Origin of the sequence: Bacillus sp. FSL M8-0266, from assembly GCF_038613425.1 — a bacterium.
Lineage (GTDB): Bacteria > Bacillota > Bacilli > Bacillales > Bacillaceae > Bacillus > Bacillus pumilus.
Genome location: NZ_CP152015.1, coordinates 1,116,926 through 1,139,406, shown reverse-complemented (window position 1 = coordinate 1,139,406; position 22,481 = coordinate 1,116,926). Strand labels below are relative to the sequence as shown.

Annotated in this window: 21 protein-coding genes and 1 riboswitch; of the genes, 8 read left to right on the top strand and 13 right to left on the bottom strand. The window is 42.0% G+C overall.

The window, feature by feature from the left end; genetic code table 11:
- Nucleotides 1–38: 38 nt before the first annotated feature.
- The 8 genes from MKY83_RS05500 to MKY83_RS05465 form a co-directional block, all read right to left on the bottom strand.
- Complete coding sequence (locus MKY83_RS05500) at nucleotides 39–1,190, bottom strand: acetylornithine transaminase (RefSeq protein WP_065098867.1); 1,152 nt, start codon at nucleotides 1,188–1,190, stop codon at nucleotides 39–41.
- Nucleotides 1,187–1,963 carry an acetylglutamate kinase gene (gene argB, locus MKY83_RS05495; RefSeq protein WP_065098868.1) on the bottom strand — a complete coding sequence of 259 codons (777 nt, stop codon included), beginning with the start codon at nucleotides 1,961–1,963 and terminating at the stop codon, nucleotides 1,187–1,189. Before argB ends, MKY83_RS05500 begins: the two co-directional genes overlap by 4 nt.
- 14 nt (nucleotides 1,964–1,977) lie before the next feature.
- A complete protein-coding gene (gene argJ / locus MKY83_RS05490; RefSeq protein ID WP_065098869.1) occupies nucleotides 1,978–3,198 on the bottom strand; it encodes a bifunctional ornithine acetyltransferase/N-acetylglutamate synthase in 1,221 nt (406 codons plus the stop codon).
- Nucleotides 3,199–3,218: 20 nt separating this feature from the next.
- Entirely contained in the window at nucleotides 3,219–4,256 is a 1,038-nt protein-coding gene (argC, locus tag MKY83_RS05485) for an N-acetyl-gamma-glutamyl-phosphate reductase (RefSeq protein WP_065098966.1), read from the bottom strand.
- Between the two features lie 137 nt (nucleotides 4,257–4,393).
- Nucleotides 4,394–4,942 carry an MFS transporter gene (locus tag MKY83_RS05480; protein WP_065098870.1) on the bottom strand — a complete coding sequence of 183 codons (549 nt, stop codon included), beginning with the start codon at nucleotides 4,940–4,942 and terminating at the stop codon, nucleotides 4,394–4,396.
- Entirely contained in the window at nucleotides 4,939–6,384 is a 1,446-nt protein-coding gene (locus tag MKY83_RS05475; protein WP_065098871.1) for an FAD-binding oxidoreductase, read from the bottom strand. Before MKY83_RS05475 ends, MKY83_RS05480 begins: the two co-directional genes overlap by 4 nt.
- A 122-nt stretch (nucleotides 6,385–6,506) precedes the next feature.
- Complete coding sequence (locus MKY83_RS05470; RefSeq protein WP_003211530.1) at nucleotides 6,507–6,815, bottom strand: metal-sulfur cluster assembly factor; 309 nt, start codon at nucleotides 6,813–6,815, stop codon at nucleotides 6,507–6,509.
- A 45-nt stretch (nucleotides 6,816–6,860) separates the two neighbouring features.
- Nucleotides 6,861–7,646 carry a prolyl oligopeptidase family serine peptidase gene (locus MKY83_RS05465; protein WP_044139908.1) on the bottom strand — a complete coding sequence of 262 codons (786 nt, stop codon included), beginning with the start codon at nucleotides 7,644–7,646 and terminating at the stop codon, nucleotides 6,861–6,863.
- 136 nt (nucleotides 7,647–7,782) lie between these two features.
- Here MKY83_RS05465 and MKY83_RS05460 point away from each other — a divergent pair, with 136 nt between their 5' ends.
- From MKY83_RS05460 to MKY83_RS05450, 3 genes are all read left to right on the top strand, one after another.
- Nucleotides 7,783–8,595 (top strand): Cof-type HAD-IIB family hydrolase, encoded by an 813-nt coding sequence (locus tag MKY83_RS05460; RefSeq protein WP_065098872.1) that lies wholly within the window; start codon nucleotides 7,783–7,785, stop codon nucleotides 8,593–8,595.
- A gap of 88 nt (nucleotides 8,596–8,683) precedes the next feature.
- On the top strand, nucleotides 8,684–8,833 hold the full coding sequence (locus MKY83_RS05455; protein ID WP_060699564.1) for a hypothetical protein: 150 nt from the start codon (nucleotides 8,684–8,686) through the stop codon (nucleotides 8,831–8,833).
- Complete coding sequence (locus MKY83_RS05450) at nucleotides 8,830–9,021, top strand: DUF3813 domain-containing protein (protein WP_024425070.1); 192 nt, start codon at nucleotides 8,830–8,832, stop codon at nucleotides 9,019–9,021. Before MKY83_RS05455 ends, MKY83_RS05450 begins: the two co-directional genes overlap by 4 nt.
- A gap of 59 nt (nucleotides 9,022–9,080) precedes the next feature.
- Here the strand turns inward: MKY83_RS05450 and MKY83_RS05445 are convergent, their stop codons facing one another.
- A complete protein-coding gene (locus MKY83_RS05445) occupies nucleotides 9,081–9,536 on the bottom strand; it encodes a BsuPI-related putative proteinase inhibitor (RefSeq protein WP_342488285.1) in 456 nt (151 codons plus the stop codon).
- A 14-nt stretch (nucleotides 9,537–9,550) separates the two neighbouring features.
- Nucleotides 9,551–10,393: a YitT family protein gene (locus MKY83_RS05440; protein WP_003211320.1), complete on the bottom strand. Its 843-nt coding sequence runs from the start codon at nucleotides 10,391–10,393 to the stop codon at nucleotides 9,551–9,553.
- Between the two features lie 140 nt (nucleotides 10,394–10,533).
- Here MKY83_RS05440 and MKY83_RS05435 point away from each other — a divergent pair, with 140 nt between their 5' ends.
- Nucleotides 10,534–11,391 carry a DegV family protein gene (locus tag MKY83_RS05435; protein ID WP_065098873.1) on the top strand — a complete coding sequence of 286 codons (858 nt, stop codon included), beginning with the start codon at nucleotides 10,534–10,536 and terminating at the stop codon, nucleotides 11,389–11,391.
- A 48-nt stretch (nucleotides 11,392–11,439) separates the two neighbouring features.
- Here the strand turns inward: MKY83_RS05435 and MKY83_RS05430 are convergent, their stop codons facing one another.
- The 3 genes from MKY83_RS05430 to MKY83_RS05420 all read right to left on the bottom strand — a co-directional run bounded on the left by MKY83_RS05430 (nucleotide 11,440) and on the right by MKY83_RS05420 (nucleotide 15,144).
- Nucleotides 11,440–13,089 carry a methyl-accepting chemotaxis protein gene (locus MKY83_RS05430; protein ID WP_268452844.1) on the bottom strand — a complete coding sequence of 550 codons (1,650 nt, stop codon included), beginning with the start codon at nucleotides 13,087–13,089 and terminating at the stop codon, nucleotides 11,440–11,442.
- Nucleotides 13,086–14,063, bottom strand: a complete 978-nt coding sequence (locus MKY83_RS05425; protein WP_278178571.1) for a BMP family ABC transporter substrate-binding protein — start codon at nucleotides 14,061–14,063, stop codon at nucleotides 13,086–13,088. The genes MKY83_RS05430 and MKY83_RS05425 overlap by 4 nt, the downstream gene beginning before the upstream one ends.
- 232 nt (nucleotides 14,064–14,295) lie before the next feature.
- Nucleotides 14,296–15,144: a S1 RNA-binding domain-containing protein gene (locus MKY83_RS05420; RefSeq protein WP_003212403.1), complete on the bottom strand. Its 849-nt coding sequence runs from the start codon at nucleotides 15,142–15,144 to the stop codon at nucleotides 14,296–14,298.
- Nucleotides 15,145–15,381: 237 nt separating this feature from the next.
- On the opposite strand from MKY83_RS05420, the gene MKY83_RS05415 reads away from it, so the two are divergent.
- The 4 genes from MKY83_RS05415 to MKY83_RS05400 all read left to right on the top strand — a co-directional run bounded on the left by MKY83_RS05415 (nucleotide 15,382) and on the right by MKY83_RS05400 (nucleotide 22,388).
- Nucleotides 15,382–15,873 carry a YajQ family cyclic di-GMP-binding protein gene (locus MKY83_RS05415; RefSeq protein WP_268452847.1) on the top strand — a complete coding sequence of 164 codons (492 nt, stop codon included), beginning with the start codon at nucleotides 15,382–15,384 and terminating at the stop codon, nucleotides 15,871–15,873.
- 81 nt (nucleotides 15,874–15,954) lie between these two features.
- Nucleotides 15,955–16,073, top strand: a riboswitch (SAM riboswitch).
- 78 nt (nucleotides 16,074–16,151) lie between these two features.
- Nucleotides 16,152–17,993, top strand: a complete 1,842-nt coding sequence (locus MKY83_RS05410; RefSeq protein ID WP_044139898.1) for a bifunctional homocysteine S-methyltransferase/methylenetetrahydrofolate reductase — start codon at nucleotides 16,152–16,154, stop codon at nucleotides 17,991–17,993.
- Nucleotides 17,977–21,405, top strand: coding sequence for a methionine synthase (gene metH, locus MKY83_RS05405; protein ID WP_106067191.1), 3,429 nt, complete (start codon nucleotides 17,977–17,979; stop codon nucleotides 21,403–21,405). The genes MKY83_RS05410 and metH overlap by 17 nt, the downstream gene beginning before the upstream one ends.
- A 125-nt stretch (nucleotides 21,406–21,530) precedes the next feature.
- Nucleotides 21,531–22,388 carry a GNAT family N-acetyltransferase gene (locus MKY83_RS05400; RefSeq protein ID WP_341027465.1) on the top strand — a complete coding sequence of 286 codons (858 nt, stop codon included), beginning with the start codon at nucleotides 21,531–21,533 and terminating at the stop codon, nucleotides 22,386–22,388.
- The last annotated feature ends 93 nt before the right edge of the window (nucleotides 22,389–22,481 follow it).

Below are 22,481 nucleotides of genomic sequence, written 5' to 3'. Positions count from 1 at the left end.
ATATAAATGCATTTTTATGCGTTTTGGTGTAAAAAAATTTATGCCGTCACTGTTTCATTTGCTAAAACATGAGTCATCGCTTCTATTGCTTGATCTATTTCTGCTTTTTCTACATTCAGCGGAGGCAATAACCGAATCACATTCGGACCAGCTGGAAGTACTAGCAACCCCTGTTCTCTCAGAGCTGTGATATAATCTCCGACTGGCTGATGACATTCAATCCCTGCCATCAATCCTTTTCCGCGTACTTCTTTTACGATATTCAGTTGTTTCAGATCTTGCAGTTTTTCTAGCAGATAAGCGCCTTTTTCTTTGACTTCTGTCAGAAACTCATCTTTGAAAACGACATCGAGTGTTGCATTCACAGCAGCCATGGCAAGCATGTTGCCACCAAAAGTTGTTCCATGTGAACCTGGTAAGAATGCGTCTCCTAAAGCCTTTTTCCCGATGACTGCACCGACTGGGAAGCCATTTCCTAATCCTTTAGCAGAAGAGATAATATCAGGATCAAGTCCCGTCTGTTCGTATGCAAATGCTGTTCCTGTACGTCCAATACCCGTTTGAATCTCATCTACGATCAGAAGTGCTTCATGCTTTTGGCAAAACGCTTGAACAGCTTCTAGAAATTCTGTTGACGCTGGATTCACGCCACCTTCTCCTTGCACAACCTCAAGCATCACCGCTGCCACATCATCAACTTCACATGCGGCAATAGCGTCTGGGTCATTGAACGGTACATAATGAAAGCCTTCCAGCATGGGGCCAAAGCCCGTTTTGATTTTATCTTGACCTGTAGCAGCCATACCAGCATACGTGCGCCCATGAAAAGAGTGCAAAAATGTCACGATATTTATTTTCCCTGTTGCTTTACGCGCTAATTTGATTGCACCTTCATTTGCCTCAGCTCCGCTATTACAGAAAAACACGAGATCCCCTGAACTGTTTGCAGCCAGCTTTTCTGCTGCTTTTTCCTGCAGCCCATTTTCAAATAGATTCGATACATGCCAGACGTGATCAAGCTGCTTCTTGATGGCTTGATTAACCTTTGGGTGATTATGACCGAGATTTGTGACCGCAATGCCTTGTATAAAGTCTAAATATTTTTCCCCATTTGTATCGACTGCCCAAGAACCTGCTGCCTCTTTAATTTCAACATTCCACCGTCCATAAGTTTGAAAGAGATGACTCACAGGACCGCCTCCTTTTCCTTCACAATTCTTGTTCCTTTAAAGGTTTCCCCTGTAAAGATACTTCCTTTACCATTGACGATCATGACTTCATCCACATCTCCTGATAAAGCACTCAAAGCGGATTGTACTTTTGGAATCATTCCCCCGGAAATAATGCCTTCATCAATGAGCATGAGAGCTTCTTGTTCGGTGACGACATCTAATAATTCACCATTTTTTAAAATGCCTTCCACATCTGTAACAAACATGAGCTTATCAGCTTTCATCGCTCCTGCGACAGCTGATGCTGCTAAATCAGCGTTTACGTTTAACGTTTGGCATTCTTCTGTCATAGACAGCGGTGCAATCACAGGAATAAATTGTTTTTCCATTAATGCTTCTACCATCTCTGGATGCACTTCTTTGATTTCACCAACGTACCCGTACACGTCTTGATCAAGAAAATCAGCGACAAGCATCTGACCATCTTTCCCAGACACGCCGACAGATGAGATATCATGCTTTGCGAGCTCTGACACAAAGTATTTATTGACCGTTCCCGAGAGGACCATTTCGGCTACCTCTAATACCGGCTTCGTTGTTTTACGCTGCCCGTCAACAAATTCTGTTTTCACTTCTAATTTTTGCAGCATGCTAGTGATTTCAGGGCCTCCGCCATGGACGATAGCCAGCTTAAATCCAGCAGCTTGAAGTGAGCGGACATTTTCATAAAAGGTATCTGAAAGTTCTCGAATGACACTGCCTCCACACTTGAATACGATCGTTTTATCCATGTCTATCTCCTTCATTATGTGCGATAGCTCGCGTTAATTTTCACATAATCATAGGTAAGGTCACAGCCCCATGCCGCTGCCTGACCGTTTCCCTCATTCATTTGAATCAAAATCGTAATCTCATCCTGCTCTAGATACGATTTTGCTTCCTCTTCTGAGAATGGCTGCGGTTCATTATGTTTAAACAGACATTGTCCACCTAAATACACTTCTACCTCTTGTGGTGTGACGGACGCTGCGCTATGGCCAATCGCTCCAATGATACGCCCCCAGTTGGCGTCGGTACCGTATACGGCTGTTTTCACTAGACTTGAACCGACGATTTTCTTCGCTATGATGCCAGCTTCTAAATGATTTTTAGCACCAGCAACTTGCGCTTCAATTAATTTCGTTGCACCTTCTCCGTCTCTTGCAATCTCTTTAGCAAGATCCTCACAAGCTAGCTTTAATCCTTCTTTGAACAATGGCCATTCTGGATGCTCTTCATTTAGCACATCATTTTCTGCCATGCCATTTGCCATCACGAGCACCATATCGTTTGTCGATGTTTCTCCGTCGACAGTAATTTGATTAAAAGTCACATCGGTAATATCACGCAGTGCATTTTGCAGAGCTTCCTGTTCGACATTTGCATCCGTTGTTACGAAGCCAAGCATTGTTGCCATGTTCGGATGAATCATGCCAGAGCCCTTCGCTGCACCTGAAATGAGAACCTCTTTGCCGTTTATCGTCAGGGTGTATGTTGTGTTTTTAATGACTGTATCTGTCGTTAAGATTGCCTCTTCAAAATGACCATTTCCTGCTTTTGCTTCTTTCAGCTGAGTGATGCCTTTTTTGATTTTATCCATATCCAGACACTCTCCAATGACACCAGTAGAAGAAACAGCAATGTAATCAGGTTCTATCCCTAACATATCTGCGCAGGCTGCCTGCATTTCGTATGCGTCTTTCAAACCTTGCTCACCGGTACATGCATTGGCGATAGCACTATTGACAATGACCCCTTTTAATTGCCCTGTCTTTTTTAAGCTTTTCTGAGTGACTTGTAGAGGCGCAGCTTGAAAGTGACTTTGTGTGTATACAGCTGCACTCGCTGCCGGTACTTCACTGACGATCAGTCCAAGGTCTTTTTTTGAATAACGTAATCCAATATGAATTCCCTTTGCTTCAAAGCCTTTTGGTGATGATACGTCACCGTCTATTTTAACAATGCTTTTTTCATTCAATTCGATCATGTTTGTTGTCTCCCCTGTTCTTATGGATAGAGAGGTGTCATTGTGAGGCCCGCCTCTTCATCTAAGCCTTTGATGATGTTGAAGTTTTGAACCGCTTGGCCGGCTGCGCCCTTCATGAGATTGTCGATCACAGACACAATCGTGAGTCTGCCTGTACGTTCATCTAAATGAAAGCCAATGTCACAGAAATTACTGCCATATACTTCCCTTGTTTGCGGATACACCCCGTGATCTCTCACTCTGACAAAATAGGAATCTTCATAAAAGCCTTTCATATGCTTCATCAATTCCTCTTTTGTGATATCTGATTTCAGCTGGGTATACATCGTCGCCATAATCCCCCTTGTCATCGGGACAAGGTGCGTTGAAAAGGTGATGTTCGCCGTTTGCGGATTCCATTCTCTTAATATTTGCTCTATTTCAGGTGTATGTTGATGTTCATTTACCTTATAAATTTTGAAGTTATCGTTTAGCTCTGAAAAATGCGTTCCAAGTGAGGCAGATCGTCCTGCACCAGACACTCCTGTTTTTGCATCTATGATGATCATAGATTCATCGATTAGATTCTGTTTCATCAGCGGTGCTAAGCCGAGAAGAACTGCGGTAGGGAAGCACCCTGGGTTTGCAATGACTTCAGCCTGCTCAATCGTTTCACGATTCAATTCAGGTAACCCATACACAGCTTGTTGAACAGATGATTGATCAGCTGCCCTTCGTTTATACCAAGCTTCATAGGTTGCACCGTCTTGAATGCGCAAATCACCTGATAAATCAATGATAGGCACTCCTTGGTTCATGAGCTTCGGTGTGAGTTCACTTGATACGCCTGCTGGTGTCGCTAAAAACACAGCATCTGTTTCTCGCACAATGGCAGCAGGATCAATGGCTTTTAATGTTTGATCAGTAATCGTTGTTAGATGTGGATAAGATTGACTGTATAATTGACCATCACCACTTGATGAATACAATATACATTCATCCACGTGTGGATGTTGCTTGAAGATACGAACTAATTCCGCACCACCGTATCCCGTAGCACCTATAATACCTATTTTCAACGTCAATACACCCTCTTGATCTTTGTGAAATTATTTAACATTATAACATGTATAAAAATTAATTCAATTGTATATTTAATATTTCTTTTCATTTTTTTTCATAAAAAAATCCACATATCTTCGTGAGACATGCGGATTTATCTTTCGTATTTCATCAAGATGATCATAAGAGCACTGCATAAATATATGATGGAGCTTGCATAAAAAATGAAATAAACGGTAAAGAAATCTGCAAACAGGCCGCCAAGCATAATCGCTATCGCTGAAAAAAGAGCTGTCCAAAAATGGTAGCGGCCAACCTCCTTCATTCTTTTATTCTCTGTTGTCAGTTCCGTAACGATGAGTTTTTCCCCGTGCTTTTGAAAGCCGCCAAGCGCACCAAGTGCCAGCTGAATCATATACACTTGCTCCACTTCTGTTATATGAGGAAATAGCAGTAAAAGAAATGCCATTCCGAACGAATGAATGATTAAAAAGAGACGCCTGTCAGTGGTTTCGGGCAGTTTCCCTAAGAGTAAATGAATAAACGCTCCGCTTAAACCAAACAAGCCATAGGCAAGACCAAACTGTGAATAGCTTGAACCAACATTTTTAATAAAAAGAATGTAAAAAGGGAAAATCAAACTGCTGGCGAAAAACAGCAGGCTTTGTGAGTAGACGAACCATTTCATTGCTTTTGCATTCATTGTGTATTGTACCTTTCATAAAAGTAATTGATAAACCTGCCATCTGGATCTGCTTGCTTTTTCTTTTGGAAGAATACATCGGTTTTAGGATAGGCCCGCTTCATTTGTATCTTCGTTTGATAAGGCATGTACGGTAAGTAATAGCTTCCATGATGCTGAAGCGTGATATCTGTCATTTGCCGGATGATCCGCTCTGCTTCTGTCTTCTTTTCTTTCTCAAAACCATAATTCACTAAAAGAACAAGTGCAAACATATCTTCTTTCGCATATGAGAGATCCGCTTTTTCATTTTTTTGTACGTAGCGGATCGTGATGTTCATTAAATTCAAATCTTCCTGTTGTAAAAAGTGTCTCATTTCATCGATATACGCACGAAAGCGGTCGACTGGGACGTAATATTCCTGAAGCACATCTGTATCTGACTCATTTTCATATTCTAAAAAAGCAGAATCTGAGCGCATCACATTGTTTCTTGTGATCAGCTGATCATTTTGACTTTGGAAATACTTCTTTTGCAAATGCCATAGCAGATCTTTCCCCATATCAAACCTTCTTGAAAGACCGAGCATAAATTTGAGTGGCATAACGAGTTGATCCTCTTTCAGCTCTTGATATGATTCAATCTCTTGTTGTGAAGTGAGGGAATAATTCGTTACATAAATCTCTTTCAAAAAGTTTGTTTTCGCTGTTGAGATTCTGGCAAGATGCATGCGTACTTCTTTATTTTGTTTGACATGTTTTTGAAAATAATCAGTGTATTCATCGTAATTTAGAGAGGTTGTCTCCATTTTATATAATTCATCCTTTGTTAAGGAAAGTTCAACATCTAAAATGACACCGAACAAGCCGTACCCTCCAATAACGGCAGTAAATAAATCATCGCCTGGCCTCACTGTGATAATCTCACCATCTGCTTTTAACAGTCTGAAGGAACGAACGGTGTCTATGAGTGAGCCGTAGCGAATGTCACGTCCATGTGCGTTTGCACTGAGAGAACCGCCAATCGTGAAGATATTCTGTGATTGCATGACCTTCACGGCAAGACCATATGGGTTCACATATGTTTGTATATCATCCCATGTAACGCCGCTTTGGACCCGAATCGTTTTCTTTTTTTCATCAAACGCTAAAATTTGGCGGAATTCTGTCATATCGAGCACAATGCCATTTTCATAATACGTGTGGCCGCCCATGCTATGCTGTTTGCCGGCTATTGATATCGGCAAGTTTTTTACTTTCGCTTCTTCTACTACTTCTTTTAAAGTATCTATTTCTTTACCTTGAACGACTTTTTTTATTTTAACAGGCATAAGATGACTGACATCTGTAAACGCCTCAAGATCTTGTTTTTTGTGTGCTTGTTCCTCGCGGATGGTGATTGATGTAAAAAATGCAGCAGCGTATCCCATTAAAAGAACAATCCATAACCATTTTCGTTTCATTATGAGGTACTCCGATCTGTCATATTACACCCATTATATCAATCCATTCTCTTCCTCCACCTTATTTTTTCATAAAAAAACCTGGCATGAGTTCAACTCATACCAGGCATTTTCATTTGTGCTTATTGAATACCGAGCGCAATTTTTGCGTATCTTGACATTTTGTCTCGTGTCCAAGGCGGATTCCATACGATGTGAACTTCTGTTTCTTTCACTTCTGGAAGATCACTTAATGCTTTTTTCACTTCATCCACGATTACTGGTGCAAGAGGACACCCCATTGATGTTAAGGTCATCGTGATATCCGCTTTTCCATTCTCATCAAGATCGACATCATAGACAAGTCCAAGGTTGACGATGTCGACATTCAGCTCAGGGTCAATCACCTGTTCTAGGGCGCCTAAAATATTTTCTTTCAATGCTTCATCCATGATATCCACTCCTTTTCCATTAGTATAACGTACTTTTTCTTTTGACTAAACGTTTGTGCTTTTCAGATGTGTCACAAACCAGTCAATCGTTTCAAACATTGCTTGTCTTGAGACCTTATGGCCAGCCTGTCCATCTGTAATAAAACGAATCAGGTGCGGATCTTCTTTATATTGGGTTGCTGCTAACTCGTCATAAAGAGCTTTTGCATGCCGGTAAGGGACAACTGGATCATTTTCTGCATGCCAGAATAACAGTGGTCTTTTGTTTAATCGATCTGTTTGCAGCGTTAAATCATAAGGACGCAGCACGTCTAATTGCTGATGAACCTCTTCGTCTGTAATCTCTTTCATCAACCCTTTGTTCCGCATGTTCATGATTTGTGCTTGTAGAAATGTCGTATATTTCGGACTGCCCATCAAGCTAACTGCCGCTTTAATCCAATCATGCTTGGCGAGTGCACCAAAGGTCGTGATGCCGCCCATGGAAGTACCTGCAACACCGATCAGATCGGCTTCAATCAAATGTTTTTCTTCAAAGTATGTTTTGAGTATATCGATTTCACGTATTTCGTTCAAGACAATTTCCCAGAACCTTGACGCCAGTTCCTCTAAGCTGAGGTTTTCTGATCTTACACCATGATAAGCACAGTCAGGCAAAATCACTCTCATGCCTTTTTCCGCCAAATGAAAGGCGAAGTGTAAGTTGTGCTCGCGTGCACTTGTAAATCCGTGTATAAAAAATACAAGCGGTAGCGGTTTGTCTTTATTTTCAGCTTTTACGATATGTAAAAATGGAATATCGCGCGCAATTTGCTCATCAATGGTGATCACTGCCTATGAATCCTCCTTTATCATTCCCGTCTTTGTTTATTTTAACATGTAGACAACAAAGATGTGATAAAGATACACTATAGGTAGAGGCGCCGCACGAACTGCCTCCTATCACTTACAGATCAAAGGAGATTTTATGGAGACTAAACCTTACCTAATCGCACTTGACCTGGATGGCACGTTATTAAAAGATGATAAAACCATCTCTACACACACACTTGACGTCATTCAAAAAGTGAAAGACAGCGGGCATCATGTCTGTATTTCAACCGGCCGGCCATTTCGTTCCAGCTCTCCTTATTATCAGCAATTACAGCTTGATTCACCCATTGTGAATTTTAATGGAGCGTTTGTCCATCATCCTCTTGATGAAAAATGGGGCAGATTTCATACGTCACTTGATCTTCAAGTCGTTAAACAGCTTGTAGACATTAGTGAGGAGTATAAAGTGCATAATGTGCTAGCTGAAGTGTTAGACGATTTGTATTTCCATTATCATGATGAGAAGCTCATTGATATATTTAATATGAATGCAAATAAAGTCACTGTTGGAGACCTTCGGGACAACCTTGGAGAGAATGTGACGAGCGTGTTAATTCACGCAAAAGAAGAGGACGTCGGAGCCATTCGAAGCTATTTATCAGATGTTCATGCAGAAGTGATTGATCATAGGCGATGGGCTGCTCCGTGGCACGTGATTGAGATCATTAAAACAGGCATGAACAAGGCCGTTGGACTGCAAAAGATCAGTGATTATTACGGCGTTCCACAGGAGCGGATTGTGGCATTCGGAGATGAAGACAATGATTTAGAAATGCTTGAATTTGCTGGATGCGGTGTGGCTATGGGCAACGGAATCGATGCCGTGAAACGTGTTTCAAAGAAAATCACAGATACAAACGAACAAGATGGGATTGCAAAGTTTCTAACGAATTACTTCTCCCTTTAATTTTTCCATTCATACATAACCGAAGGAAGCGGGCATACTACCTTTAGACAGGTTGTCCTGTCAGCTTGTGTAAAGGGGCGGATTCCGAATGGGTAAAAGAAGCAAATCGAAACGCTTTATACAACAAGGTAAAGATTCAGTCAGTCTGCATGACGCACGTTTTCCTTATCGTTCTACGCTTGAAGAAGCGTCTGGCAGAGAAAATATGAAGACTGATGCTTCTGGAGGTTCATTGTGAGAAACGAACTTTTTGATCAAGCCAAATCATTTACTGAAGAAGCCCTTACTTCTTCATTTTCATCTGGGTTAGAGCGTCAACAGGCGGTCAAACGAGCCAAAAATGCCGTATCTTCTGCATTTGCCAATTCGACAGATGCAGAAAGAAACCAGCTGCATACCTTCCAAGACTTGCTCGATGATCTCTAACATAAAAAAGCTGTCCAACATTGGACAGCTTTTTCTGATTCTCATGAAGCTGAAAGCACTTATTTCACTTGGAACGTTTTCTTTTCCGTGATTTGCTTCAGCCCTTCTGCTTTTCCTTTAAATGTGACGACCGCTTCATACGTTCCCGGCTTGACACCATTTGACCACGTATCTTGAAAATCATAGGCTTCGCCTTTCTTCAGCACAAATGATTGGATGGCGTGTGTGAACATACGGTCTTTTGAATAGCGGTATTGTTCATTTCCGTTTTCATCATACACACTGAGTTCGAATTTCTGGCTTGTGTTAAAGGTAAATTCAATATCTCGATCTGATTCATTTTTCAATGACATGTTAAATTGAACCGAAGAACCTTTCTGGACGGGGTCTACTGTGAGTACAACCGTTTTTTCTCCCATTTGACCTGATACCTCCTTGTTTGGTTCATCCTTTTTTTGTTGTCCACAAGCGGTTAAAATCAATACAACGAGGAGAAGCACCAACCCTTTTTTCATTCGCTACCCACCTTTTAATCTCGTCTGAAAAATCCAAGAATATTAGTTGTTTGCACAATATTTGTAAAGGCTTTTGGATCGACTTCTTTAATAATTTGTTCAAGTTCATACAGCTCATACCTTGTAATGACGATCACCATCATTTCTTTTGGCTCATTGGTAAAAGCTCCCTTTGCAGGTACAGTCGTAATACCTCTGACCATTTTTCCATAAATGGCTTCCTTGATTTCATCAGCCTTCTTCGTCACAATCATCGCGGTCAGCTTCTCATGTCTTGTATGGATGGCATCAATGACCCTTGTGGTCACATACAATGTGACAAGGGTATATAATGCTTTCTCCCAACCTTGTAATAATCCTGCTGTAAAAATGATGATACCATTTAAAATGAAGAAATACGTGCCGACTGGTTTATCCTTCCACTTCGCTAAGATCATGGCTATGATGTCGAGTCCGCCTGTCGATGCCCCAAATTTGAGCGTGATCCCAATCCCTACTGCGGATATCACGCCTCCAAACACAGCATTTAGTAAAATATCATGTGAAACACTCGTTTCTGGTAAGATGCCGAGGAAAATGGTCGTCAGAGCCACACTGATGATGCTGTAAAACGTAAAGGAACGGCCCACTTTCATCCAGCCTAAAATGCCGACTGGAATATTTAAAATAAATAATAGAATCCCTGTGGATACATAAAATGGCGCATATTGATCCATTAAGCTGGATAACAGCTGGGCTACCCCTGTAAACCCACTCGCGTATACATCAGCTGGGATTAAAAATAAATTCAGTCCAATCGCATTGAGCAGTGCACCAATGACGACGACAATGAGTTTTTTTGCTTCTCCGATGAACATATTGTCATTCCTCCACTTACCATTCTCTCTATGGTTTTCCCTAAAATTTAGAATTTGAACACGAAAAGTTGATTTCTGTGATATAGTTAGGCTAAAAAGTTGTAAAATATGGCTGATTTTTTTAGAAAGAAGGGATTTTGATGACTGTTCATATCATAGCAGACAGTGCTGCTGATCTGCCTCTTTCTTATTATGATGAACATAACATGACGGTTATTCCGCTCCGTGTATTGCTTGGCGAGCAGGAATTTGAAGATTTGGTCACCATTGAACCAAAACAAGTATTTGATGCGATGAGACAAGGTGCCAGCCCAAAAACGTCACAAGCTTCACCAAACCGAATCAAAGAAGCCTTTGTTTCTCTCGCACAAACCCATACATCTGCAATCTATGTTGCCTTTTCATCAGAGCTTTCTGGTACATATCAAACCGCTATGATGATGGCAAACGAAGTGAAGGAAGAATACCCTGATTTTGATTTACGAATCATTGATTCTAAATGTGCTTCACTCGGCTATGGGCTTGCTGTCAAACACGCTCAATCACTTGCCATTGACGGAAATACAATACAAGAAATTGAAACGTCTGTAAAGCATTTTTGCGAATCTTTACAACATATTTTTACTGTAGACGATTTATCGTATTTAGCAAGAGGCGGAAGAATTAGTAAAGCGTCCGCATTTGTTGGCGGTTTATTGAGTATTAAGCCCATTTTACACGTCGAGGATGGAAAGCTCATCCCCCTTGAGAAAATCCGCGGACGTAAAAAGCTGTTGAAACGCATTATTGAACTGATGAAAGAACGTGGAACGGATTGGTCAAATCAAACTGTTGGCATTAGTCATGGTGATGATCCTGCACTTGCAGAAGACATGAGACAATTGATTGAAGCCGAATTTCATCCAAAAGAAATTGATATTCAGATTGTCGGCGCAGCTGTTGGGTCCCATTCAGGCCCAGGCACGCTTGCCATCTTCTTTACAGGCAAACCATCATAAAAAGCACCCTTCCCTGACACATCACGGGAAGGGTGCTTTTCTTATGACTTATGAAAGTTTAAAACGGTGGACGGTTTCATTTAACCTTGCCGTCATACTCATCAGTTCTTCTACCTGTTTGTTCATTTGATGGAATGATTGCAGCTGTTCATTGGCCGAGGCAGAAATTTCTTCACTGCCAGCTGCTGTTTCTTCTACAACCGCACTAATATTTTCAATCGAGTTGAGCACTTGTCCGCCAAGCTCTGTTGATTGAACAATTTGGTCATTTAAGACCGCCATTTCTTGTTTAATGTGCTGTGCTTTTGTTTCTATATCTTCAAAGGAGTGTGAGGTTTTGTCCATCGCATCCTGCTGTTGAAGTGAAAGCTTGACTCCTTCTTTGACAGTTTGACTAATGGATTGAATGCCTCTTTCAATATGACTGACCATATCAAAAATTTGTCTTGTAGCGTTAGATGATTCGTCGGCAAGCTTACGAATTTCATCTGCTACAACGGCAAAGCCTTTTCCAGCCTCACCTGCTCTTGCCGCTTCGATCGCCGCATTTAGCGAAAGTAAGTTTGTCTGATCCGCAATGTCAGAAACTGTTTTGGCCATAGCCGAGATTCCGCTAGCATATTGCGTGAATTCTCCTGCCGACTGCTCGATTTGCCTTGTGGCATGTGTATTTTTTTCAATCGCCGTTTTTGTTTCTGTTAACGTGTGCTTTCCACTTTCCACTGCTTCTATCGCATCCTCTGTACTTTGGATGACTGTTTGTGAACGTTCGGAATTTTTACGTCCATGCTGATCCATCTTTTCAATCAAGCTAACGCCATGCTGGAGATCCTCTGAAATGGCTTGTGACCCATTTGCCATTTCGTCTGTCGAGACAGATACTTGATTTGCAGATTCCATCAGCTTTTTGTTTTCATCATCTAACTGGATCGAGAATGTCTCTACTTGATTTGAGACATTACTGATTTCTTTAATCAAACTAATCAGTTGATCTGTCATTTGATTAAAGGATTCATTCAAGCCGCCGATTTCATCCTTACGCTGAATATCCAGTCGCTCGACAGCAAGGTTGCCTTCTGCGATCTGCTTCGCTCGGTAGGAAAGTGATTTAATCGGTGTCACGATGGATCTTGTTAATCCAATATTTAAAAAGACAGCAATGACAATCAGTGTGAGGGCTGCGACGAGTGCACTTGTGATGATCCATTGCACATTATCCGCTGTATTCTCTAGATTTTGTTTATATGCTTCTTCTGCTCTTTTATTCATTGTATGGATGTCGTTTAAAACACCATCAATTCTTGCAGCGACCCGTCTTGTATCCGATGCGTTTTTTTCACCAATGGCATTATTTGCTTCTTTGGTCCATGTGTCATATTTTGCATTTAACCTTGTTAATTCATCTTTATTTATATTTCCTGCATGTTTGTTTAAGGTTTGCAGTTGTTTTTTTGCTGTAGAAATACCGGTTTGAACAACCTCTAGCTGTTCATCAGAAAGTGTCATTGAATAATTGGTCATGGTTTGTTCGACGCTTTCAAAGCTTGCCTTTGTTTTTTGAACATTTAATAAGGTTTGAACTTCTGTTTCATTTGATGATTGGATCTTTGTCATACTGACAATGATAAAGGCGATGACGCCAACTGCTAAAAGAAGTGAGACGAGTGAGTTGAGTAAAATTTTGATGCGCAAGCTCATGATGCGTCCCCCTCATCTTTTAGCAATTTCTGCTTCAGTTCATTTACTTTTTTGGTCAATGTTTCAGCATCTTTGAGCACCCGAATTCTTGCCATATCGATTCCGTCATTGCTTAAGTCGTAAATAACATGCCCATTTTTGATTTGATTGCTCTTGACGAGCTGTTCGCTGAATTGATAGACCACTTCATCGACTTTTTTTACCATGGACGAAATCACCGCTTTTTCAGCGGTGTAGTACTGATCACTATCTACACCAATGGCATATTTGCCCTGCGCTTGCGCTTCTTTTAATACACCGACACCTGTATAGCCAGCTGCGGCATATAAAACGTCTGCTTTCTTTTTGATCATGCCTTTGGCTATTTTACTGCCTTTGTCCGCATCACTAAACGTATTAGCATAGGTGGATAAGATCTTGATGTTCGGATTCACTGATTTGGCGCCTTTTTGGAACCCTTTTTCAAAACGATGGATCAACTCCGCATCGACACCGCCAACAAATCCAATGACATCACTTTTCGTTGTCATTGCAGCAAGTGCGCCCGCTAAATAGCTGCCTTGCTCTTCTTTAAACGTCACGGAGGTCACATTTTTCAGCTCAGATACGGCATCGATGAGCAAAAAGTGCTTCTTCGGATATTTCTTTGCGACTTTTTCTAAGTCTTCTTGCATACTAAAGCCTACCCCGATGACGAGATCATTGCCAGCTTTTACAAGCTCGGTCAGTCCTTTTTCATATGTATCGGTTTCTGCAATTTCTCTATAATCAAATTCAATGCCTAGGTCATCACGTGCTTTTTCTAATCCTTTAAACGATGAATCGTTAAATGATTGATCACCAAGACCATCATCTGTGAGCATAACGCCAATATGCTTCGCATTTGATGCTGGTGGTTTCCCTTGTTGATTGCTGCATGCGGCGAGCACCATAAGCACGGCTGCCAACAGAAGCAATGAAATTTTAACTTTCATCCAAACACACACTCCTTTTATCATCCTTACTCCTTTCTTATCGGATTTGAGAGGCGTTGTTTCAATGATTAAGTGAAGGTTTTTCAGCTTTTTTCATGACTTTTTTCACTAAAAAAACCCATTATTTATCACAAATATAAAAAAAGGGATAAAACCATGATGATTTTATCCCTTTTTCTTCATTTCAGTGTGATATGAAAACCCATGAGGTTAGGGTTCTCTTTCACGCTGCTCACTTTTTCTCGTATGTCCAGCCCTCTTTTTGGTAAACTAGGCCGTTTTTCATCAAATGACCTAATGCTCGTTTAAAGGCTGCCTTGCTCATTTGGAATCGTTCGCGGATGTCTTCTGGATCACTTTTGTCTCCATAAGGCATAGCACCATTTCTCGTTCTCATATAGGTTAAGATTTCTTCTGCATCGACAGATAACGCTTCCTGTTTTCTAGGAAGCAGAGAAACATTCACGGTTCCATCCTCTTTCACTGCAATGACGCGTCCTGTCACGGTCGATCCTAATCTTGGCTCTTCCTTTCGTTCCGTACGGTGGATAAACCCTCGCACGCCTGTATCTGTCAGCATAAAAGAGCCTGTCGCAATTAAGCGATAAATCGTACCAGTGATTTCTTTGTTCATTAAGGTTTCGGGTGCTTCAGTAAACAATTCACTGATCACATCTTCAGTGGCTGGCTTTGCGAACATTCTGCCGTAGCTTGTGACTTTCAGCATACAGTAAAGTTTGTCTCCTTTTTTCGGCCATGCTTCCTCGAAAGGCGGAAGGTGTTCTGTTGCAACAAGTGCATCCTTTGACAGCCCAACATCCACAAATGCGCCCATGTCTTCTAGGACGTCTACGACTTCTACCCAGCCATATGTATGCGCATTGATTGTCGGTATTTTCATCGTCGCAGCTAGCCTTTCTTCATGATCTACGTATAAGTAGACCTCTACTTCATCTTGGTCACCAATATCTTCTGTCATTTCACTGCGGTGCAAGAGGACAGAATCTTCACCATCTGTCAAAAAGTAACCGTATTCCATTTCGTTCTCTATTTGCAAGGTCAGTTGCTCACCTGGTCTCATGTTCTCTTCCTTCCTATCTGCTCATAAAAGAGCGTTCGTTCATCTTTTGATTCACTTTATTCTACTATACTTCTCCTCACATGAACATCTCTAGTTATGTTAGCTAAAGTGGTCAAACCGAACGCGATTTATACCGCTGCCAGCAGAACTCTTTGACTCGTCTCTTCGATAAAGTTTCTTCTTCTCCACGTTGCATGATAAAATAGACGCAATATCTATCCATGGAGGTCATGTGTTATGGCAAAAGAAAGCTCATTTGACATTGTATCGAAGGTTGAACTGCCAGAGGTGCAAAACGCCGTTCAAGCAGCGCTGAAGGAAATTAAAAACCGTTATGATTTTAAAGGAAGTAAAAGTGATATTTCTCTTGAAAAAGAAGAGCTTGTGCTCATCTCTGATGATGACTTTAAGCTTGAGCAGCTAAAAGATGTACTTGTGTCGAAGCTGATCAAACGAAATGTTCCAACTAAAAACATCGACTACGGAAAAACCGAGCATGCCCTTGGCGGAACCGTACGCCAGCGTGCGAAGCTGATCAGCGGAATTGATCAAGACAACGCCAAAAAGATCAATGCACTCATTAAGCAATCCGGCATCAAAGTGAAGTCACAGTTTCAAGATGACCAAGTGCGTGTAATAGGAAAAAATAAAGATGATTTACAAGAGGTTATTTCTCTTATGCTCAAGGCAGATTTACCGATTGACGTTCAATTTATAAATTTTCGATAAATTTCAAATTTTCCATTGATTATTTCCGGTTTTTTCGATACAGTGGATGGAAGTTCAATTTATTGACATGTTCATATCGCTTTCTTATCAAGAGAGGCAGAGGGACTGGCCCTGTGAAGCCTCAGCAACCGGTGTAGTAGAAATATATTTTCTATGACCAAGGTGCTAAATCCAGCAAGCAACTGCTTGGAAGATAAGAAGAAGAATTACGATACAGCCAAAAAGTCTTCTTCTTATCAGAAGGCTTTTTTTGTTACATAAAAATAAGGAGGAAACCAATGGGCCTATTACAAGACTTACAAAACCGCGTACTGATTGCTGACGGTGCAATGGGAACACTTTTATACTCTTACGGCATTGACCGCTGCTTTGAAGAATTAAATTTATCGAAAGAAGATGAAGTAAGGCGCGTACACGAAGCATATGTGCAGGCTGGTGCGGACATCATTCAAACAAATACGTATGGCGCAAATTATATTAAACTATCCCGCTACGGCTTAGAGGAAGAAACAAAGCGTATCAATACAAAGGCGGTGCAAATCGCAAAAGCAGCCGCAGGCTCTGCTTATGTCCTTGGAACGATCGGCGGCATTCGAACGTTTAACAAAAATGCCTATACGATTGAAGAAATTAAACGAAGCTTTAGGGAACAGCTATACATTCTATTAAATGAGCAGCCCGATGGATTATTGCTAGAAACGTATTATGACATGGAAGAAGCGAAGGCCGTTCTCCAAATTGCACGAAAAGAAACGACTCTCCCGATTGTCATGAACGTCTCCATGCATGAACAAGGTGTGTTGCAGGATGGAACACCGCTCAAGGATGGTTTATCTGAATTGTCCTCTCTTGGCGCAGACGTCGTTGGCATCAACTGCCGGCTGGGCCCTTATCATATGATTCAGGCACTCGAAGGTGTTCCAATTTTAGAAAATTCCCACTTATCAGTCTATCCTAACAGCAGTCTTCCCTCTCTTGAAGAAGGCAGACTCGTCTATGATACAGATAACGATTATTTTCGAAAAAGTGCACTTGAATTTAGAAATCAAGGCGCACGTATTATCGGCGGGTGCTGCGGAACAACGCCTCAGCATATTCACGCAATGGCTGAAGCGGTCAAGGATTTAGCCCCGATCACTGAAAAAGAAGTAAAAGTATTAAAAGAAGAAATCATTTCGATTCAAGATCAGCGGACTGAACCAGGTCTTGATGAGCTCGCTACGAAAAAACGGACGATTATTGTAGAGCTTGATCCGCCGAAGAAGCTGAACTTCGAAAAATTCCTCGTCGCAGCAAATGAATTAAAGAATGCAGGTATTGATGCCTTGACATTGGCTGATAATTCTCTTGCGACTCCGCGCATTAGCAATGTGGCTTGCGGCGCTTTATTGAAACAGCAGCTTGATATGCGTTCACTCGTCCATATCACATGCCGTGATCGTAATTTGATTGGGCTTCAATCCCATTTGATGGGTCTTGACACCCTTGGTTTAACTGATATTTTAGCCATTACAGGCGACCCTTCTAAGATTGGAGATTTCCCCGGGGCAACGTCTGTGTATGATTTAACCTCCTTTGATTTGATTCGGCTGATTAAGCAGTTTAACGAAGGCCTTTCTTTCTCAGGGAAGCCCCTTGGCAAAAAGACCAATTTTTCAGTAGCTGGCGCGTTTAATCCGAATGTTCGTCACATTGATAAAGCGGTCAAACGTCTTGAGAAAAAAATTGAATACGGTGCTGATTATTTTATTTCACAGCCTGTTTATTCTGAGGAACAGCTTGTGAAAATTCATGAGGAGAGCCGTCATTTAGATAAACCGATTTATATTGGCATTATGCCATTAACAAGCAGCCGAAATGCGGAGTTTATTCACCATGAAATTCCAGGCATCAAATTATCTGATTCCATTCGTGACATTATGGCCAAGGCTGGTGAGGATAAAGAGAAGCAGCGAGCAGAAGGCTTAGCGATTGCCCGCTCTTTATTAGATACAGCCTGCGAATTGTTTAACGGCATTTATTTAATTACCCCTTTCCTTCGATCAGACTTAACAGCAGAACTAACCACCTACATTCATCAGAAAGAAAAGGAGTCAAACACCCATGTCAACTATCACTGAACAGCTTAAGAAACGCATCCTCGTCCTTGATGGTGCAATGGGGACCATGATTCAAAATGCCAATCTCACAGCAGAAGACTTTGGCGGAGAAGAGTATGAGGGCTGTAACGAGTATTTGAATGTGACAGCCCCTCACACCATCCGCGCGATTCATAGAGAATACCTTGAGGCAAGCGCCGACCTCATTGAAACAAATACGTTCGGGGCTACAAAGCTCGTCCTTGACGAATACGGGCTTGGCCACCTTGCCTATGAACTCAATATACGGGCTGCCCAGCTGGCAAAGGACGAAGCTGACCGTTTCTCCACGCCGGAGCAGCCCCGATTTGTTGTAGGCGCGATGGGTCCCACTACGAAAACATTATCTGTGACAGGCGGCACAACCTTCGATGAGCTCGTCAGAAACTATGAAGAGCAGGCCCGCGCCTTGATTGATGGCAAATGTGATGCCCTTCTTTTAGAAACAAGTCAAGACATGCTGAATGTAAAAGCTGGTTTCAAAGGCATTCAGGAAGCCTTCCAGCAGACAGGTATTGAGTTGCCTCTTATGGTATCAGGTACGATTGAACCGATGGGCACTACCCTCGCTGGTCAGGATATTGAAGCCTTTTATATCTCTCTTGAGCATATGAAACCAATGAGTGTCGGCCTGAACTGTGCGACGGGTCCTGAATTCATGACAGACCATATCCGCACGCTCTCCTCCATCGCCAAGTCAGCAGTTAGCTGCTATCCAAATGCTGGTCTACCAGATGAAGAAGGTCAATATCATGAATCCCCTGCTTCACTTGCTAAAAAAATTTCCGCCTTTGCCAAGGAAGGCTGGTTAAATATTGTTGGCGGCTGCTGCGGAACAACACCTGCACATATACAGGCATTGTCAGATGAAGTACGAATGATTCAGCCGCGTCACATTGCGCATGAATCGTCTCAGCATACCGTATCAGGAATTGAGCCCCTGATATATGAGGAATCAATGCGCCCTCTTTTTGTAGGAGAACGGACCAACGTGATTGGTTCACGCAAATTCAAACGACTCATTGCGGAACAAAAGTTTGAAGAAGCATCAGAAATTGCTCGTGCACAGGTAAAAAACGGCGCTCACGTGATTGATGTGTGTCTCGCTGATCCAGATCGCGAGGAGGCGGCTGACATGGAAGGCTTTTTACAAGAGGCTATGAAAAAAGTCAAAGCCCCTTTTGTCATTGATTCAACGGATAAACACGTGATCGAAAAGGCGCTCACATATTCCCAAGGGAAAGCCATCATCAATTCCATTAACCTTGAGGATGGCGAAGAACGCTTCGAAGAAATTCTTCCACTTGTGAAGCTGTACGGCGGTGCACTTGTTGTCGGCACGATCGATGAAACAGGGATGGCCGTAACAGCAGAACGAAAGCTGGAGATTGCGGTACGCTCTCATGATCTATTAACGAAGAAATATGGCATTCCCGCAAGTGACATCATTTTTGATCCACTTGTCTTTCCAGTAGGCACTGGAGACGAGCAGTATATTGGCGCTGCCGAAGAAACGATCAAAGGCATCAAGATGATCAAGGAAAACCTGCCTGAGTGCTTGACGATTTTAGGCATCAGCAACGTGTCTTTTGGACTCCCGCCTCTTGGGAGAGAAATCTTGAATGCCGTCTACTTGTATCACTGCGTCCAAGCAGGACTTGACTACGCCATTGTGAATACAGAAAAACTTGAACGCTTCGCTTCTATTCCAAAGGAAGAAATCAAGCTCGCCGAAACGTTGCTCTATGAAACAAATGATCAAACCCTTGCTGAGTTCACCCAATTTTACCGCGGCAAAAAGAAAACGGTGAAAAAACCAAAGGTCTCCTTATCACTTGATGAAAGGCTAGCACTCTACGTCGTCGAAGGAACAAAAGAAGGTCTTATCGATGATTTATCCCTTGCTCTAGAGCAATTTGAATCACCACTTCATATCATCAATGGTCCGTTAATGCAGGGAATGGCTGAGGTTGGACGTCTTTTCAATCAAAACGAACTGATTGTGGCGGAAGTACTTCAATCGGCAGAGGTCATGAAGGCATCTGTATCGTATCTCGAGCAATATATGGAAAAGCAGCATGCAAGCGGGAAAGGTAAGATTCTACTTGCCACTGTAAAAGGAGATGTCCATGATATTGGGAAAAACCTTGTCGACATCATTTTGAGCAATAACGGCTTTCACGTGGTCGACCTCGGGATTAAGGTGACACCACAAACATTGATCGAAGCTGTGCAAAAGGAAAAGCCCGATATGATTGGATTATCAGGATTACTTGTGAAGTCAGCCCAGCAAATGGTACTCACCGCTCAGGATTTACAAAAAGCGAATATTTCCGTGCCCATTTTGGTCGGCGGCGCTGCACTTTCTCGTAAATTTACGAAAATGAAGATTTCGCCTCATTATGACGGACCGGTCCTTTACGCAAAAGATGCGATGGACGGCTTATCTTTAGCCAATGAGTTAAAAGCAAATCCTTTTCAGTTTCAAATAAAGCCCGATGAAGAGTCTGTGGCACCTGTCAAAGAGAAAGAAACAAAGCAGCCACAAGCTGTCATTGAATTACTAGAAAAACGTGTGGCACTCCCTGAGGCACCTATTTTCACGCCGGAAAATACGGCACGTCATTATGTAAGAAATATCGACCTGCACCACATTATGCCTTATGTGAATGAACAAATGCTCATCGGCCACCACCTTGGATTAAAAGGAAAGGTCAAAAAGCTGTTGGCCGAACAGCATCCAAAAGCATTGGAATTAAAGCAGCTTGTCACAGATCTTCTAAACGAAGGTAGAGAAAAAAACTGGTTTGCCCCAGCGTTTGTCTATCAATTTTATCCTGCTAGTTCAAACGGAAATGATCTGCATATTTATGATCCCGAAGTGCCTAACCGTATCATTGAAACATTCCAATTTCCAAGACAGGAGAAGCTTCCGTACCGCTCCATTTCTGATTATGTGCGGGGAAGCGGTGAAAAGGAGAAAGATTATATTGCTTTATTTGCCGTTACAGCTGGTGCGCGTATACGTGAAGTCGCGCAGCAATTTAAGCAAGAAGGAGATTATTTAAAAATGCATGCAGTTCAAGCTCTAGCACTTGAGCTTGCAGAAGGATTAGCCGAAAGAACCCACCAAGTGATTCGTGACAAATGGGGCTTCCCTGACCCAGTCGATTTCACAATGGAAAAACGATTCCAAGCGAAATATCAAGGGCAGCGCTATTCCTTTGGTTATCCCGCTTGTCCAAATCTTGAAGACCAAGAAAAGCTGTTCAAGCTGCTTCAGCCTGAAAAAATCGGCATCCATCTAACAGAAGGATTTATGATGGAACCTGAAGCATCTGTTTCAGCGATCGTCGTTTCTCATCCTGAAGCTCGATATTTTAATGTTCATTAATGCAGAACCTCCGAAACTGGAGGTTCTTTTTTGCTGGGAAAATTAGATAAACTTCAATTTTTACACTATATCTTCTTATGGTACGATACACATAGATGAATTCAGCTAAGAAGGAGTTGCGTGTCATGACAAACGTTGTTCAACGAGCATTAACACTCGATGACATACCAGATCTTATCGCATTGTCTCAAGAGGTAGACTGGCCTGATTACAATGCGGAAGAGCTCTCATCTCTTTTAACAAATGGATATTTCACAGGTTTTTCAACAGCGGATGGACAAGTCATCTCATGCGCAGGACTTTTCCAATATGATCGAATGGCGTCAATTGGTGCTGTCATTGTATCTGAGACACATCGCGGCTTAGGTCTTGCAAGGAAAATGATTGACACCCTGCTAGATCAATGTGATCAAAGCGTTCCTGTCGTTTTAACCGCTACTGTCCAAGGGCGGCCAGTTTACGAAAAAATCGGGTTTCACACGGTTGGCTACATTACGACTTACAAAACGCAAAACCCAAACCCAGAAGCGCTTCGTGTGTCAGATGACATCCACCTGTCTCCTGCCGATGAATCGCACCTTCCGTGTATTGAAGCACTCGATGAAAAAGGCGCAGGCACAAATCGATCAAGCTTTTTAAAAAACAGGATGAACCGAGCAGCACGGCGTATCATTGCAAAGAATGAACGTCACGAAACAACTGGCTTTGCGTTTGGTGTTGAAACACCTGCCAATTTAATGATTGGACCGCTTGCTGCAAATGATGAACTTACAACTCTCTCGCTGATCCGTTCTCTCATTTCGTCTTATTCGGGTCCGATTCGTTTAGATATGCAGGAGGAAACAGCTGAGCGCCTCCATGAATCACTTGTTGAAGCAGGTTTTACGAAAACAAACAAGGCGCATTTTATGATGATTCGTGGAAAAGAAAAGCTGAACGATCCCGCACTTCTTTATTTCCTTGCCTCTCAAGCATTTTCGTAAAATATAAAAAGCTGTAGACACTTAATGTCTACAGCTTTAGATTGTTGACAAAGGGCTAAAATGATGTTTATTTTAGCCCTTTGTCTTCTTTTC